Raw genomic sequence first — 15,354 nt, forward strand, 5'->3', positions numbered from 1 at the left:
AGTAGTTCCCATGTCCCACCCGGAAGCGGACCCAGGCGTGACCGTCCGCCGTGTGCTCGCGGTGATCCCCGCGCGCGGCGGCTCCAAGGGCGTCCCCGCGAAGAACCTCGCCCCGGTCGGCGGCGTACCGCTGGTGGCTCGCGCGGTCCGCGAGTGCCGGGCCTCGCGGCTGGTGACCGACGTCGTCGTCTCCACCGACGACCAGGCCATCGCCGCCGCCGCCCGCTCGGCCGGCGCCGAGGTCGTGCTGCGCCCCGCCGCCATCGCCGGTGACACCGCCACCTCCGAGGCCGCGGTCCTGCACGCCATGGACGCCCACGAGGCCCTGCACGGCTCCCCGGTCGACGCGGTGCTGCTCGTGCAGTGCACCAGCCCGTTCCTGATCCGCGAGGACATCGACGGGGTGGCCGGCGCGGTCGTCGAGAACGGCGCCGACACCGCCGTCACCGTCGCCCCCTTCCACGGCTTCATCTGGCGGGACGCGGACGCCGAGGCGGCCACCGACGACGTGGTCACCGCGGCCGACTCCCGCAGCACCGGCGGCGGCTACGGCGTCAACCACGACAAGTCGTTCCGCCCGCGCCGCCAGGACCGCCCCCAGGACCTGCTGGAGACCGGCGCCGCCTACGCGATGAACGCGGCCGGCTTCCGCGAGCACAAGCACCGCTTCTTCGGCCGCACCGAACTGGTGCGCACCGACCCGGCGCGCGTGCTGGAGGTCGACGACCCGCACGACCTCGCCCGCGCCCGCGCCCTGGCCCCGCTCTTCGACGCGGAGCGGCCCGGCGCACTTCCGACCGCCGCCGACATCGACGCGGTCGTGCTCGACTTCGACGGCACCCAGACGGACGACAGGGTGCTGATCGACGCCGACGGACGGGAGGTCGTCTCCGTGCACCGCGGGGACGGCCTCGGTATCGCGGCCCTGCGGCGCAGCGGTCTGAAGATGCTGATCCTGTCCTCGGAGCAGAACCCGGTCGTCGCCGCCCGGGCACGGAAGCTGAAGCTCCCGGTGCTGCACGGCATCGACCGCAAGGACCTCGCGCTGAAGCAGTGGTGCGAGGAGCAGGGCATCGCGCCGGAGCGCGTGCTCTACGTCGGCAACGACGTCAACGACCTCCCGTGCTTCGCCCTCGTCGGCTGGCCCGTGGCGGTCGCGAGCGCCCACGACGTCGTGCGCGGCGCCGCACGCGCGGTCACCACCGTCCCTGGTGGCGACGGCGCGATCCGAGAGATCGCCGGCTGGATCCTCGGTCCCTCTCTCGACTCTCTCGACCCCTCCACCAAGTAAGGAAAGTTCCTGCCATGAGCACCAACTCCCGCCTCCGTACCTTCGGTTCCCGCGAGGTCGGCCCCGGCAAGCCCGTCTACATCTGCGGCGAGATCGGTATCAACCACAACGGTGACCTGGAGAACGCCTTCAAGCTCATCGACGTGGCCGCCGAGGCGGGCTGCGACGCGGTCAAGTTCCAGAAGCGCACCCCGGAGATCTGCACCCCGCGCGACCAGTGGGACATCGAGCGCGACACCCCCTGGGGCCGGATGACCTACATCGACTACCGCCACCGCGTGGAGTTCGACGAGGACGACTACCGCAAGATCGACGAGTACTGCAAGTCGAAGAACATCGACTGGTTCGCCTCCCCGTGGGACACCGAGGCCGTCGCCTTCCTGGAGAAGTTCGACGTCCCGGCCCACAAGGTCGCCTCCGCGTCCCTCACCGACGACGAGCTGCTGAAGGCGCTGCGCGCCACCGGCCGTTCGATCATCCTCTCGACGGGCATGTCGACGCCGAAGCAGATCCGCCACGCCGTCGAGGTCCTGGGCAGCGACAACATCCTGCTCTGCCACGCCACCTCGACCTACCCGGCGAAGGCCGAGGAGCTCAACCTCCGCGTGATCAACACGCTGGAGAAGGAGTACCCGAACGTCCCGATCGGCTACTCCGGCCACGAGACCGGCCTGCAGACCACCCTCGCCGCCGTCGCCCTCGGCGCCACCTTCGTCGAGCGTCACATCACCCTCGACCGCGCCATGTGGGGCTCGGACCAGGCCGCCTCCGTCGAGCCGCAGGGCCTGGTGCGCCTGGTGCGCGACATCCGCACCATCGAGTCCTCCCTCGGTGACGGCGTCAAGCAGGTCTACGAGTCGGAGCTCGGCCCGATGAAGAAGCTGCGCCGCGTCCAGGGCGTCGTCGCGGAGGCGGAGATCGCCGCCGCCGCCGGCGAGCCGCACCAGGTCTGACCTTCACGTCCTCCGCCACAACTCCCACAACGCCTGATCACGGGACGGTCGTACGCCGATGAGCCCCCGCGCCGGGAATGCCGGCCCTCGCACCCTCGCCTTCGTCGAGAGTCCGGTACAGCTCCTGAACGTGCTGGAGTGGGCGCATGTCCACGCGCCCGGCGCGGGGCTCACCCTCGTCGTCCTCTCGCCCCTCGACCCCATGACCCGCGGCCAGCTGCGGCGCATGGCGGAACTGGCCCGCGAGGAGGGCTACGAGGTCCGCTGGGAGGAGGCGCGCGGCGGCGCGTCCGCACCCTTCCAGACGATCGGCGGGCTCATGGGAGTGCTGCGCCGCGCGGACCGGATCGTGATGGGCGATCCGTTCTCGCGGTACGTGCAGCTGCTGCTCACCATCACGCGGGCGGGCGAGCTCGTGGTCGTGGACGACGGGACGGCGACGATGGAGTTCGTCACCCAGCTCGCCCGCGGCGAACGTCTGGTGCGCTGGCACCGGCGGGGTTCCCGTCCCGGTCCGCGTGATCTGCTCTTCGCCCCGGTGTCGTCCTCGGCCCGGCGTCGTCTGACGCCGGGCGGGGACCGCCGGGTCGAGGTGTTCTCCTCCATGCCCATCGAACAGACGCCGGACGGTGTCACGATCACCGCGAACGACTTCGCCTGGACCCGCGCCCGCTTCGGTCCGCCCCGCATCACCAAGGGCGCGGACATGGTCGGCACCTCGCTGGTGGAGACCGGTGTCGTGGACGCCGACCGCTATCTGGAGGCGGTGCACTCCCTCGCCAAGGCGCACGGGGCCCGCCGCTACTTCGCCCACCGCCGCGAGAGCGTGGAGAAGCTCCACCGGCTGGCCGTGGAGACCGGTCTGGAGGTGGTCCGCCCCGACCTCCCGCTGGAGCTCATCGCCCGCCGCGGCCCGGTCGGCCGCACCATTCTGAGCTTCCCCTCCACGGTGGTCCACACCCTGCCGCTCGCGCTCGCGGGCACCGAGGTCCGTGTCGCCGTGTGCGACATCGACCCCGACTGGCTCACCCGGACGGCCTCACCCCGCGCCCAGGGCTTCCTGGACGGGGTGACGGGGACGGCGCGTGACGTCCACCGCCTGTCCGCCGTACAGGCCGTCTAGAGCCTCGCGGGCCCGCCTCCGGCGGGCCTATCGTGGCTTGCGGACCAGCAGGAACGCCCTGGCGTACCGCTCGCCCTCGTCCGGTTCGCGCCGGACGCGGGCGTAGACGTCGAGTCCGGCCTTGCCGAGCAGCCGCTCCACCTTTTCGGGCGTACGCCAGTGGTAGTCCAGCGCGATCTCGCGCCCGAAGCGCTCTGTCACGTGAAGACCGTCCTCCTCGTCGGCCGTCTGGAAGGACAGCAGCACGGGGGCGCCCGGTCGCAGCACCCGGTGGAACTCGGCGAACGTGTCCGGCAGATGGTCGTCCGGCACATGGATGATCGAGAAGAGCGCCAGGACGCCGCCCAGCGTCGCGTCCGGCAGGTCCAGACGGGTCATCGTGCCCACGTGGAAGCGCAGCGCGGGGTACGCGCGCCGGGCCAGCGCCACCATTCTGGGTGACAGGTCCACGCCGAAGACCGGAACGCCGAGGCCGTGCACCAGTGCGGTGACATGTCCGGGGCCGGAGCCGAGGTCGGCGACCGGGGCGGGGGAGTGGGCGCGGGCCAGTTCCGCGAAAGCGCTGACCAGGGCCCGGTCGAAGGGCACGCCGCCCATCGCGTCGGGGAACGCGGAGGTGTAGTCGGCGGCGATGGTGTCGTACGAGGTACGGGTGGCCTCCAGGAAGGCCGCGTCCAGATCGGTCACGGTGGCGCAGGCTACCGCGCGAGCGGGTGCCACGGGGGTCCGGCAGATGAACGGAAGCGCGCGGGTGGGGCCGGGCGTGGTATGCGTGGAGGAGTGGGTGGTACCCCTGATCAGCCCGACCGAAGGAAATCGGGCGAGTTTACCCACCCCGACCGATACCTATGCGCTCGACGGCCAGGTTTTCTTCCCCTAACGGGCTGAACTTTTGTTGATCTCGGGTCAGTTGGCCGTCCGGGCGTCCTACCCTTCAGAGGGTGAAGCAACTGATGTCACTGGAGTCCGACGCCGACCTCCTCGGAGCCGCCGCCGCGGCGGGAGCCGCCCTTCCCGGCACGCTCCCCGAACCGTTGCGCGCTGAACTCGTCGCGTTCCGCCGCGACTTGCACATGCACCCGGAGCTCGGCAACCAGGAGTTCCGCACGACCGCCGCGATCAAGGCCCGGCTGGAGAAGGCCGGCCTGCGTCCGCGGGTGCTCGCCGCCGGCACCGGGCTGGTCTGTGACATCGGCGTACCGGGCGATCAGTGGCGCGGTGGGCCCGAGATGCTCGCCATGCGGGCCGACATCGACGCCCTGCCCATCCCGGACGCCAAGACGGAGTGCCCGTACCGCTCGACCGTCCCCGACCGGGCGCACGCCTGCGGCCACGACGTGCACACCTCCGTCGTGCTGGGCGCCGGGCTGATCCTCGCCGACCTGCACCGGCAGGGCCTGCTGCCGCGGCCCGTGCGGCTGGTCTTCCAGCCGGCCGAGGAGGTGCTGCCCGGCGGTGCCGCCGACGCCATCGACTGCGGGGTGCTCGACGGGGTGAGAAGGATCATCGCCGTGCACTGCGACCCCCGGGTGGACGCCGGGAAGATCGGCCTGCGCGAGGGTCCGATCACCTCCGCCTGCGACCGTCTGGAGATCGCCCTGGACGGCCCCGGCGGCCACACCGCCCGGCCGCATCTGACGACCGACCTGGTCACCGCCGTCGCCCGGGTGGTCACCGACGTGCCCGCGCTGGTCGCACGCCGGGTGGACACCCGCAGCGGCCTGGCGGTGACGTGGGGGCGTATCGAGTCCGGGCACGCCCCGAACGTCATCCCCCAGCACGCCGAGCTCTCCGGGACCGTTCGGTGCCTGGACATGGTGGCGTGGCGGGACGCCCCCGACATCGTGCACGCGGCGATCGACGAGGTGGCCAACCTGCACCGCGCCAAGTCCGAGATCAACTACGTCCGCGGCGTCCCGCCCGTCGTCAACGAGCCCGGCGCCACCGAACTCCTCGCCGACGCGATGACCGCGCGCCGGGGCGTGGCGTCGGTCGAGGGCACCGACCAGAGCCTCGGCGGCGAGGACTTCTCCTGGTATCTGGAGCAGGTCCCGGGCGCCATGGCCCGCCTGGGCGTGCGCACCCCGGGCGAGCGCACGGTCCGCGACCTCCACCAGGGCGACTTCGACGTCGACGAGTCCGCGATCAAGGCGGGCGTGGAGCTCTTCACCGCCGCGGCCCTGCTCGACGCCGACCGCTAGGACGTGTTTCGGAAGTCCCTTCTGCCCCGCGACGCCCGGCACGCACTCCTGCCGCACCGGACGAAATGCCGATTACGTCCAGTACGAGGCATTCCGTTCGGCACGCCGAGAGCACGCACCGGACGCCGCGGGGCCGCCCTTCGGGCGACGAAGGGACTTCCGAAACACGCCCTGGTTCCCGAAGCGCGAGCGGGAGCTTCTCAGGGCCGCGGGCCCCCGGGCCGGTCCCGGTTGCGGCCCCCTGGCCCGCGCGGCAGCCTTGCCCGTAGCGCTCGCTCCGGAGCCGCCCCGAGGCATGCCGGGATCGTCCCGGGCGCACACCGTTCGAGCCGGTGGTTCACCTGTCCGTAACCGGCCACCGGCACGAATGGATAACGGCCACGGAGTACCCCGTTCCCAGGAGTGTCTACGCGCGTTAATGTGCGCCGAACCGAGCGCCCACTGCGGGGCTTTGGAGAATGGGGAACTTCAGATGCGTCGGATATCCAAACTGACTCGCGTCGCGGTGGGGGTCGCTTCGCTCGCACTCGCTGCCACGGCCTGCGGCGGCACCAGCAGCGAGAGCGGCGGGAAGGGCGAGACCAAGGAGGACCTCGGTCTCGCCATCGCGTACGACATCGGCGGCAAGGGCGACCAGTCCTTCAACGACGCCGCGTACGCGGGCCTGGAGAAGGCCGCGGACGAGTTCGGCTACAAGACCGCCGACATCGAGCCCAACGAGGGCGAGACCGACGCCGACAAGGAACTGCGGCTGGCCTCCCTGGCGAAGAAGGGCTACAACCCCGTCATCGGCGTCGGCTACGCCTACGGCCCCGCGATGACGGCCGTCGCCGCGAAGTACCCGGACACCACCTTCGGCATCGTCGACTACGTCGTCGAGGGCAAGAACGTCGCCTCCCTCGTCTTCTCCGAGGAGCAGGCCTCCTACCTCGCCGGTGTCGCCGCCGCCAAGGCCACCAAGACCGACACCGTCGGCTTCATCGGCGGTGTGGACATCCCGCTGATCCACAAGTTCGAGGCCGGCTTCAAGCAGGGCGTCGAGGAGACCGGCGGCGGCAAGGTCAAGGTCGTCTCGCAGTACCTGACGCAGACCGCCGAGGAGGGCGGTTTCGCCAGCCCCGACAAGGGCAAGGCCGCCGCCGAGGGCCAGATCGAGAAGAAGGCCGACGTCGTCTACGCGGCGGCCGGTCTGTCCGGTCAGGGCGTGATCGAGGCCGCCGCCGCGGCGAAGGTCTGGGCGATCGGCGTCGACTCGGACCAGTACCAGCAGGAGGCGCTGGCCCCCTACAAGGACTTCATCCTCACCTCGGCGCTCAAGGACGTCGGCGGCGCGGTGTACTCGCTGGCCAAGTCCGTGGAGGGCGGCAAGGCCCTGAGCGGTGTCCAGACCTTCGACCTGAAGGTCGACGGCGTGGGCCTGGCCGACACCAACCCGGAGTTCGCGAAGATCGCGGGCCTTCAGGACGCGGTGGAGAAGGCCAAGGCGGGCATCATCGACGGCTCGATCAAGGTCAAGACCGAGTAGCAGCAGGCTGCTGAGCAGGCCGGAAGAGCAGATCCGTACGAAGCGGGCGGGTGCCGTGAGCACCCGCCCGCTTCGCCGTTCCCGGCGGCCCGCCCGCCCTTTGCGGATGGCAAGCCTGCGCCCGGACCCCGAGTGCCGTTGGCCACGGCCGCATAACAAGGTGGACAGAAGGGGTTTTCAGGCTGGTCTACGCGCGTTAATGTGCGGCGAAGCCAGCGTCGAAGATGTATGTCCGGCGCTGCGCGCGGAGAAGTGCGGGCACGCACTGAACGACGCGGGAACGCACCCGCACACTCCGGATCCACCAGTACGACAGGAGCACCACACATGCGCCGGGTTTCCCGCATAGCGGTCGCGGGCGCAGCGACCGCCTCCCTCGCCCTCGTCCTCTCCGCCTGTGGCGGCACCTCGACCGAGAGTTCCTCCTCGGACTCCAAGGGTGACATGGGCCTCGCCATCGCCTACGACGTCGGCGGCAAGGGCGACCAGTCCTTCAACGACGCGGCCTACGCGGGCCTGGAGCAGGCGGCGAAGGAGTTCGGCTACGAGACGGCCGACATCGAGCCGACCGAGGGCGAGACGGACGCCGACAAGGTGCTGCGCCTGTCCTCGCTGGCGAAGAAGGGCCACAACCCCGTGATCGGCGTCGGCTACGCCTACGCGCCGGCCGTCAAGGAGGTTGCCGCCAAGTTCCCCGACACCACCTTCGGTGTCGTCGACGACTCCCAGGTCGAGGCCGACAACGTCGCCGACCTGGTCTTCTCCGAGGAGGAGGCCTCCTACCTCGCCGGTGTCGCCGCGGCCAAGAGCACCAAGACCGACGTCGTCGGCTTCGTGGGCGGCGTGGACATCCCGCTGATCCACAAGTTCAAGGCGGGCTTCGAGCAGGGCGTCAAGGACACCGACCCGAACGTCGAGGTCCTCTCCCAGTTCCTGACCCAGACCGCCGAGGAGGGCGGCTTCTCCAGCCCGGACAAGGGCAAGACGGCCGCCGAGGGCCAGATCGAGAAGAAGGCCGACGTCGTCTACGCGGCGGCCGGTCTGTCCGGTCAGGGCGTGATCGAGGCCGCGGCCGCCAACAAGGTGTGGGCGATCGGCGTCGACTCCGACCAGTACCAGCAGGAAGCCCTCGCGAAGTACAAGGACTCGATCCTGACCTCCGCCACCAAGGACGTCGCCAAGGCCGTCTACAGCCTTGCGAAGTCGGTGGAGGACGGCAAGCCTGTCACCGGTATCGTCAGGGGCGATCTGAAGAGCGGTGAGGTGGGCCTCGCGGACTCCAACCCGAAGTTCGCGGACGACGCCGAGCTCCAGGAAGCCATCGAGGCGGCCAAGGAGAAGATCATCAGCGGCGAGATCAGGGTCAAGAGCAGCTGACGAGCCGTTGCCGAGCAGTCGGTAACCGCGGGGTTACGTCCGATCGACGGGGTACGGGGAGCCGGTCTCCCCGTACCCCGTCGTCCCGGAACGTCGCCCCGCTTTGTATGCCGTAGGGGCGCTACGCGCGTAGACGGCCCCCGTCCCCAGGAGTGTGCGCCATCAACGCGTCCAGCAGCCCTCCGGCCGGAGCGGCGGTCCACGGTCAGGCGACCGCCGTCGAACTCGCCGGGATCACCAAGCGATTCCCTGGCGTCGTGGCCAACCACGACATCCATCTCAGCGTCCGCAAGGGCACCGTGCACGCCCTCGTCGGGGAGAACGGCGCCGGCAAGTCGACGCTGATGAAGATCCTCTACGGTATGCAGAAGCCGGACGAGGGGACCATCACCATCCACGGTGAGCAGGTCACCCTGAACAGCCCGGCCGACGCCATCACGCGCGGCATCGGCATGGTGCACCAGCACTTCATGCTGGCCGACAACCTCACCGTGCTGGAGAACGTCGTCCTCGGCAGCGAGAAGCTGTACGGCATCGGCGGCAAGGCCCGACGCAAGATCAAGGAGATCTCCGAGCGCTACGGCCTCGGAGTCCGCCCCGACCTCCTGGTCGAGGATCTCGGCGTCGCCGCCCGCCAGCGCGTGGAGATCCTCAAGGTCCTCTACCGCGGCGCCACCACGCTGATCCTCGACGAGCCGACCGCCGTGCTCGTGCCGCAGGAGGTGGACGCGCTCTTCGCCAACCTGCGGGAGCTCAGGTCCGAGGGACTGTCGGTTATCTTCATCTCGCACAAGCTGGGCGAGGTCCTCTCCGTCGCCGACGAGATCACCGTCATCCGCCGCGGCACCACCGTCGGTACGGCCGTCCCCGCCGAGACCACCCCGCGCCAGCTCGCCGAGATGATGGTCGGCAGCGAACTGCCCACCCCGGAGACCGCCGAGTCCACGGTCACCGACCGCCCGGTCCTGACCGTCGACACGCTGCGCCTGGCCGCGCCCGGCGGCAAGGCCCTCCTGGACGACATCACCTTCACCATCCACGCCGGCGAGGTCCTGGGCATCGCCGGCGTCGAGGGCAACGGTCAGACCGAACTGGTCGACGCGCTGATCGGCCTGCGCCACGCCGACTCCGGCACGATCGCCCTGGCCGGCGACGAGATCACCGCCTGGCCCACCCGCAAGCGCCGCGAGCAGGGCATCGGCTACATCCCCGAGGACCGCCACCGGCACGGCCTGCTCCTGGAGGCCCCCCTCTGGGAGAACCGCATCCTCGGCCATGTCACCGAGAAGCCCAACGCCAAGGGCGTCTGGCTCGACCTGAAGGCCGCGCAGGACGACACCTGCCGCATCGTCGAGGAATACGACGTGCGCACCCCCGGCATCGACGTGACCGCCGCCTCGCTGTCCGGCGGCAACCAGCAGAAGCTGATCGTCGGCCGCGAGATGAGTCACAAGCCGCGCTTCCTGATCGCCGCCCACCCCACCCGCGGTGTGGACGTCGGCGCGCAGGCCGCGATCTGGGACCACATCCGCGACGCCCGCCGCGAGGGCCTGGCCGTGCTGCTGATCTCCGCGGACCTGGACGAGCTCATCGGCCTGTCCGACACGCTCCGGGTGATCTACAACGGCCGGCTGGTGGCCGATGCCGACCCCGCCACCATCACCCCGGAGGAGCTGGGCTCCGCCATGACGGGTGCCGCGACCGGTCACCTCGAGTCCGAGGAGACCCCCGAGACCCCGGCAGACACCCCCGAGACCCCCGAGATCCGCAAGTCTCCCGAGTCTCCGGAAGACGAGGCCCGCTGATGAAGAAGTTCGACAAGGAGCGCGTGCTCCTCGCGGTGGCCGGACCGGTCATCGCGCTCGCCGTGGCCTTTGTGCTGGTCGCGATCGTGCTGGTCGCCTCCGGCAAGAACCCGGTCGAGCCGTTCGCCCTGATGTTCGAGCAGGCCGGCTTCTCCGACATCCAGATCCTGATCCTGAACCAGGCCTCGATGTACTACATCGCGGCGCTCGCCGTGGCCATCGGCTTCCGGATGAACCTGTTCAACATCGGTGTCGACGGCCAGTACCAGCTCGCCGCCATGATGGCCGCCATCGTCGGCGCCCACATGAACCTGCCGGCCGCGATCCAGATCCCGCTGCTGCTGCTCACCGCGATGCTCACCGGCGCCTTCTGGTCCGGTATCGCCGGTGTCCTGAAGGTCACCCGGGGCGTCAGCGAGGTCGTCGCGACGATCATGCTCAACGCGATCGCCACCTCCGTCATCGGCTACCTGTGGCTGCCGACCGTCTTCGGCGTCAAGGTCGGCAACAACAACACCACCGGCGAGATGCACTCCTCCGGCTGGGTGCCCGGCATCGACATGGGCGCGGCCGGCGAGATCTACGGCCTGGTCGTCCTCGCCATGCTGCTCGGCATCGGCTACTGGGTCGTCCTCAACCGCACCCGGTTCGGCTTCGACCTGCGCGCCTCCGGCGCCTCCGAGTCCGCCGCGGCGGCCTCCGGTGTCGACCCCAAGCGGATGGTCCTCACCGCCATGCTGATCTCCGGCGCCCTCGCGGGTCTCGCGGGTCTGCCGATCCTCATGGGCGACACCCACACCTACAGCCTCAACTTCCCCACCGGCATCGGCTTCCTGGGCATCGGCATCGCCCTGCTCGGCCGGAACAGCCCGGTCGGCATCGCGTTCGCCGCCCTGCTGTGGGCCTGGCTCGACAAGGCATCGCCGGAGCTGGACTTCCACGGCTACGACAAGGAGATCGCGGTCATCATGCAGGGCCTGATCGTGCTCGCGGTCGTCGTCTCCTACGAGGCCGTCCGCGAATGGGCTCTGCGCCGCCAGCAGCGCCGTGTCGGCGCCGAACTCGCCGCCGGTCACGTCCTCGGCGCCCCCAACACGAAGGAGGTGGCAGGCCGATGACCGCCCCTGTCTCCGCGACCGACGTCAACCAGCCCTCGCTGCGGTCCGCGGCGCCGACCGGCCGCCGGATGTCGTGGCCCGTCCTGCTGCTGGTCATCGCCGGAGCCCTGGCGCTGATCTCGCTCGTCCGCATCATCACCGGCGCCGACGGCATCACCAACGTCAGCCAGATGTCCACCGCTCTCCAGCTCGCCGTGCCGATCGGCCTGGCCGGCCTCGGCGGTCTGTGGGCCGAGCGCGCGGGCGTGGTCAACATCGGCCTCGAGGGCATGATGATCCTCGGTACCTGGTTCGGTGCCTGGGCCGGCTTCCAGTGGGGCCCCTGGACGGGTGTCCTCGTCGGCATCCTCGGCGGCGCGATCGGCGGTCTGCTGCACGCCTTCGTGACCGTCACCTTCAACGTCAACCACATCGTCTCCGGTGTGGCCATCAACATCCTCGCCCTCGGCGCCACCCGCTACCTGGCCCCCCTCGCCTTCGAGGGCCACGCGGGCGGTTCCGCCAAGCAGTCCCCGGCGGTCGAGTCCCTCGGCCACTTCACCGTGCCGGGACTCTCCGAGGGCCTCAAGGAACTCAACGACCAGGGCTGGTTCCTGGTCTCCGACCTCGCCGGTCTGCTCGGCGGTCTGGTCACCAACGTCTCCTGGCTGACCCTGGTCGCCATAGCGCTCGTGCCCGCCACCTGGTGGATCCTGTGGCGCACCTCGTTCGGCCTGCGGCTGCGGTCCTGCGGCGAGAACCCGGTCGCGGCCGAGTCCCTCGGCGTGAACGTCTACAAGTACAAGTACATCGCGGTCGTCATCTCCGGCGGCCTGGCCGGCCTCGGCGGTGTCTTCCTCTCCATCGTCGCCAACCCCTTCTACCTGGAGGGCCAGGTCAGCGGACGCGGCTACATCGGCCTCGCCGCGATGATCTTCGGCAACTGGATGCCGGGCGGACTCGCCATCGGCGCGGGCCTGTTCGGCTACACGGACAGCCTCAACCTGCGCGGCGGCTCCGAGAACGTCCACGCCCTGCTGCTGCTCGGCGCGCTGCTGCTGATCATCGGCGCGGTCTGGATGGTGTTCCGCAAGAAGTACGTCAACGCGGTGATCACCCTCGCCGCCGGCGCCCTGTTCTTCGCCTGGTACGCCACCACCAACGAGGTCCCCAACCAGGTCGTCTCCGCCACGCCGTACGTCATCACGCTGGTCGTTCTCGCGCTCTCGGCGCAGCGACTGCGGCCGCCCAAGGCCGACGGTCTGCCGTACCGGAAGGGACAGGGCAAGTGACACCGCCGGCCGAGGTCGACTGGGAGGCGCTGCGTGCCGTGGCCCGCGAGGCCATGGCCCACGCGTACGCCCCCTACTCCGGCTATGCCGTCGGGGTCGCCGCCCTGGTCGACGACGGGCGCACGATCAGCGGCTGCAACGTCGAGAACGCCTCCTACGGCCTCTCCCTGTGCGCCGAGTGCGGGCTGGTCTCGGAGCTGCACCGCACCGGCGGCGGCCGGCTGACGCACTTCGCGTGCGTGGACGGCCGGGGCGTACCGCTCGTCCCGTGCGGCCGCTGCCGTCAGCTGCTGTACGAGTTCGGCGGCCCGGGCCTGCTGCTGGACACCCCGGCGGGCATCCTGCCGCTGTCGGAGATGCTGCCCCACGCCTTCGGGCCGGAGCACCTCTCCTCGTAACTCCCGTACGGCCCCTGGGACCCGGTCCGCAGGGGCCGTACTCTTCGCAATCCCCGGAAGGAAAGCCAGCATGGCCATGGACGCCATCTCCGTCATCCGCACCAAGAGGGACCGCGGTGAACTCGGTGACGAGCAGATCGACTGGGTCATCGACGCGTACACGCGCGGCGAGGTGGCCGACGAGCAGATGTCGGCGCTCGCGATGGCCATCCTGCTCAACGGCATGAACCGCGGCGAGATCGCCCGCTGGACGGCGGCGATGATCGCCTCCGGCGAGCGCATGGACTTCTCGTCGCTGTCGCGCCCCACCGCGGACAAGCACTCCACGGGCGGCGTCGGCGACAAGATCACCCTTCCGCTGGCCCCCCTCGTCGCCGCCTGCGGCGCGGCCGTCCCGCAGCTCTCGGGCCGCGGCCTCGGACACACCGGCGGCACGCTGGACAAGCTGGAGTCGATCCCCGGCTGGCGCGCGCTGCTCTCGAACGAGGAGATGCTCTCCGTCCTGGACGGCGTGGGCGCGGTGATCTGCGCGGCCGGCGACGGCCTCGCTCCCGCCGACAAGAAGCTGTACGCGCTGCGCGACGTCACCGGCACGGTCGAGGCGATCCCGCTGATCGCTTCCTCGATCATGTCCAAGAAGATCGCGGAGGGCACGGGCTCGCTGGTCCTGGACGTCAAGGTCGGCACCGGCGCCTTCATGAAGACCCTGGACGACGCCCGCGAACTGGCCTCCACCATGGTCGGCCTCGGCACGGACCACGGCGTCAAGACCGTCGCGCTCCTGACGGACATGTCGACGCCGCTCGGCCTGACGGCGGGCAACGCGCTGGAGGTCCGCGAGTCCGTCGAGGTCCTGGCCGGCGGCGGTCCCGCGGACGTCGTCGAACTGACGCTGGCGCTGGCCCGCGAGATGCTCGAAGCGGCCGGCATCCGCGACGCCGACCCCGCGAAGGCACTGGCCGACGGCTCGGCGATGGACGTCTGGCGCCGGATGATCGCGGCCCAGGGCGGTGACCCGGACGCCGCGCTGCCCACGTCGAAGGAGCAGCACGTCGTCAAGGCCCCGTCGTCCGGCGTCCTCACCCGCCTCGACGCCTACGACATCGGCATCGCGGCCTGGCGTCTGGGAGCCGGCCGGGCCCGCAAGGAGGACCCGGTGCAGGCCGGCGCGGGCGTCGAACTCCACGCCAAGCCCGGCGAGACCGTGACCGAGGGCCAGCCCCTGCTGACCCTGCACACGGACACCCCCGAGCGCTTCGACTACGCCCTCCAGGCGGTCACCGGCTCCTACGACATCGCGGCCCCCGGCACGGAGTTCACCCCGTCCCCCGTGGTGCTGGAACGTATCGCCTGACCTGGGCTTTCCCCTTCCGGGTGAACGGGACCGGTGGACCACCACCGGTCCCGTTCGGCATGCTTGGACCGGTGACGCACCGAAGAGGAGACCGCCGTGAGCGCACTCACCGTGAGCGAGGACCCGGAGCGGAGGTGGGACGATCTCGTCCGGTTCTGGGAGGAGATGGAACGGCCTGAGGGCAGCAAGGTGGAGATCATCGAGGGGATCATCACCGTGTCACCTGCTCCCGCTCACCGCCACAACGTGATCGCGGCCCGCATCCAGCGCCGTCTCTACACCGTGATCCCCGAGGACTGGGAAATTTTCCAGACAGGGCCATCGCCGTGCCATCGCGCCTGGGCATGCTCATCCCGGACCTCGTCGTGGCTCCGGTGGAGGACTGCACGGAGTCGGACACCCATATCCCGGCCGCCCTCGCCGAACTGGTCGTCGAGGTGACCTCGAAGTCGAACGCCCGTCACGACCGCGTCAGCAAGCCCGCCGCCTACGCCACGGCGGGCATCCCCGTCTACCTGCTCGTCGACCGTTGGGCTCCCGAGGGCCGCACCGCCACGCTCTACGGAGAGCCCAAGGGCGATGTGTACCGCGCGCTGAGCACGGCCAAGTTCGGCGAGTCCCTCAAGCTGCCGGCGCCTTTCGACCTCGTCATCGACACGAGCGGGTTCCCGGAGGACTGACTTACCCGAGCAGCGCCGCGACCACCACGAGGACCGGTACCGACAGGACCGTGGAGAGCAGGATCGCCTCGCGGGCCAGAACTTCGCCCACACGGTAACGGCCGGCGTAGGTGAACAGGTTCTGCGCGGCGGGCAGTGCCGAGGTGACCACCACGTCGAGCAGAGCGGCACCGTTCCTAAAGACTGAGCGGGAGTGAGTTCTGTTGCCAGAACCCATGCTCAGCCGAACGCCCCGAACGGTGTTGGGCGTTCTGGTCG

The 15,354-nt window shown here is 70.3% G+C and carries 12 protein-coding genes and 2 pseudogenes; 12 read left to right on the top strand and 2 right to left on the bottom strand.

All coding sequences use genetic code 11. The annotated features are described in order from the left end of the window. Positions 1-10 precede the first annotated feature (10 nt). The 3 genes from ACWCPM_RS13235 to ACWCPM_RS13245 are packed head-to-tail and all read left to right on the top strand — an operon-like array spanning position 11 to position 3,367. Entirely contained in the window at positions 11-1,291 is a 1,281-nt protein-coding gene (locus ACWCPM_RS13235) for a cytidylyltransferase domain-containing protein (protein WP_450976235.1), read from the top strand. 14 nt (positions 1,292-1,305) lie between these two features. Then, entirely contained in the window at positions 1,306-2,244 is a 939-nt protein-coding gene (locus ACWCPM_RS13240; RefSeq protein ID WP_450976236.1) for an N-acetylneuraminate synthase family protein, read from the top strand. A 58-nt stretch (positions 2,245-2,302) separates the two neighbouring features. Further along, positions 2,303-3,367 carry a hypothetical protein gene (locus tag ACWCPM_RS13245; RefSeq protein WP_450976237.1) on the top strand — a complete coding sequence of 355 codons (1,065 nt, stop codon included), beginning with the start codon at positions 2,303-2,305 and terminating at the stop codon, positions 3,365-3,367. Between the two features lie 27 nt (positions 3,368-3,394). Here ACWCPM_RS13245 and ACWCPM_RS13250 read toward each other — a convergent pair whose 3' ends face one another. Then, on the bottom strand, positions 3,395-4,054 hold the full coding sequence (locus tag ACWCPM_RS13250; RefSeq protein ID WP_450976238.1) for a class I SAM-dependent methyltransferase: 660 nt from the start codon (positions 4,052-4,054) through the stop codon (positions 3,395-3,397). 266 nt (positions 4,055-4,320) lie between these two features. Here ACWCPM_RS13250 and ACWCPM_RS13255 point away from each other — a divergent pair, with 266 nt between their 5' ends. The 9 genes and pseudogenes from ACWCPM_RS13255 (at position 4,321) to ACWCPM_RS13295 (ending at position 15,096) form a co-directional block, all read left to right on the top strand. Beyond that, positions 4,321-5,568: an amidohydrolase gene (locus tag ACWCPM_RS13255; protein WP_450976257.1), complete on the top strand. Its 1,248-nt coding sequence runs from the start codon at positions 4,321-4,323 to the stop codon at positions 5,566-5,568. Between the two features lie 472 nt (positions 5,569-6,040). Then, on the top strand, positions 6,041-7,093 hold the full coding sequence (locus tag ACWCPM_RS13260; RefSeq protein ID WP_450976239.1) for a BMP family lipoprotein: 1,053 nt from the start codon (positions 6,041-6,043) through the stop codon (positions 7,091-7,093). A 327-nt stretch (positions 7,094-7,420) separates the two neighbouring features. Then, positions 7,421-8,470: a BMP family lipoprotein gene (locus ACWCPM_RS13265; RefSeq protein ID WP_450976240.1), complete on the top strand. Its 1,050-nt coding sequence runs from the start codon at positions 7,421-7,423 to the stop codon at positions 8,468-8,470. A gap of 152 nt (positions 8,471-8,622) precedes the next feature. Continuing rightward, positions 8,623-10,275 (top strand): ABC transporter ATP-binding protein, encoded by a 1,653-nt coding sequence (locus tag ACWCPM_RS13270; RefSeq protein ID WP_450976241.1) that lies wholly within the window; start codon positions 8,623-8,625, stop codon positions 10,273-10,275. Then, positions 10,275-11,393 (top strand): ABC transporter permease, encoded by a 1,119-nt coding sequence (locus tag ACWCPM_RS13275; RefSeq protein WP_450976242.1) that lies wholly within the window; start codon positions 10,275-10,277, stop codon positions 11,391-11,393. Before ACWCPM_RS13270 ends, ACWCPM_RS13275 begins: the two co-directional genes overlap by 1 nt. Beyond that, entirely contained in the window at positions 11,390-12,664 is a 1,275-nt protein-coding gene (locus tag ACWCPM_RS13280; RefSeq protein ID WP_450976243.1) for an ABC transporter permease, read from the top strand. The genes ACWCPM_RS13275 and ACWCPM_RS13280 overlap by 4 nt, the downstream gene beginning before the upstream one ends. Continuing rightward, entirely contained in the window at positions 12,661-13,062 is a 402-nt protein-coding gene (locus tag ACWCPM_RS13285) for a cytidine deaminase (RefSeq protein ID WP_450976244.1), read from the top strand. Before ACWCPM_RS13280 ends, ACWCPM_RS13285 begins: the two co-directional genes overlap by 4 nt. Positions 13,063-13,132: 70 nt before the next feature. Continuing rightward, on the top strand, positions 13,133-14,416 hold the full coding sequence (locus ACWCPM_RS13290; RefSeq protein ID WP_450976245.1) for a thymidine phosphorylase: 1,284 nt from the start codon (positions 13,133-13,135) through the stop codon (positions 14,414-14,416). Positions 14,417-14,512: 96 nt separating this feature from the next. Continuing rightward, a pseudogene (locus ACWCPM_RS13295) lies at positions 14,513-15,096 on the top strand (Uma2 family endonuclease). 1 nt (position 15,097) lies between these two features. Here the strand turns inward: ACWCPM_RS13295 and ACWCPM_RS13300 are convergent. Then, positions 15,098-15,271, bottom strand: a pseudogene (locus tag ACWCPM_RS13300) (AEC family transporter); the annotation flags it as partial. Positions 15,272-15,354: the final 83 nt, after the last annotated feature.

This window comes from Streptomyces sp. NPDC002309, assembly GCF_053593375.1.

Coding starts and splice junctions, on each gene's coding strand:
- ACWCPM_RS13265 (WP_450976240.1), top strand. CDS start 7,421: ATGCGCCGGGTTTCCCGCATAGCGGTCGCGGGCGCAGCGACCGCCTCC.
- ACWCPM_RS13255 (WP_450976257.1), top strand. CDS start 4,321: ATGTCACTGGAGTCCGACGCCGACCTCCTCGGAGCCGCCGCCGCGGCG.
- ACWCPM_RS13290 (WP_450976245.1), top strand. CDS start 13,133: ATGGCCATGGACGCCATCTCCGTCATCCGCACCAAGAGGGACCGCGGT.
- ACWCPM_RS13245 (WP_450976237.1), top strand. CDS start 2,303: ATGAGCCCCCGCGCCGGGAATGCCGGCCCTCGCACCCTCGCCTTCGTC.
- ACWCPM_RS13235 (WP_450976235.1), top strand. CDS start 11: ATGTCCCACCCGGAAGCGGACCCAGGCGTGACCGTCCGCCGTGTGCTC.
- ACWCPM_RS13260 (WP_450976239.1), top strand. CDS start 6,041: ATGCGTCGGATATCCAAACTGACTCGCGTCGCGGTGGGGGTCGCTTCG.
- ACWCPM_RS13280 (WP_450976243.1), top strand. CDS start 11,390: ATGACCGCCCCTGTCTCCGCGACCGACGTCAACCAGCCCTCGCTGCGG.
- ACWCPM_RS13275 (WP_450976242.1), top strand. CDS start 10,275: ATGAAGAAGTTCGACAAGGAGCGCGTGCTCCTCGCGGTGGCCGGACCG.
- ACWCPM_RS13240 (WP_450976236.1), top strand. CDS start 1,306: ATGAGCACCAACTCCCGCCTCCGTACCTTCGGTTCCCGCGAGGTCGGC.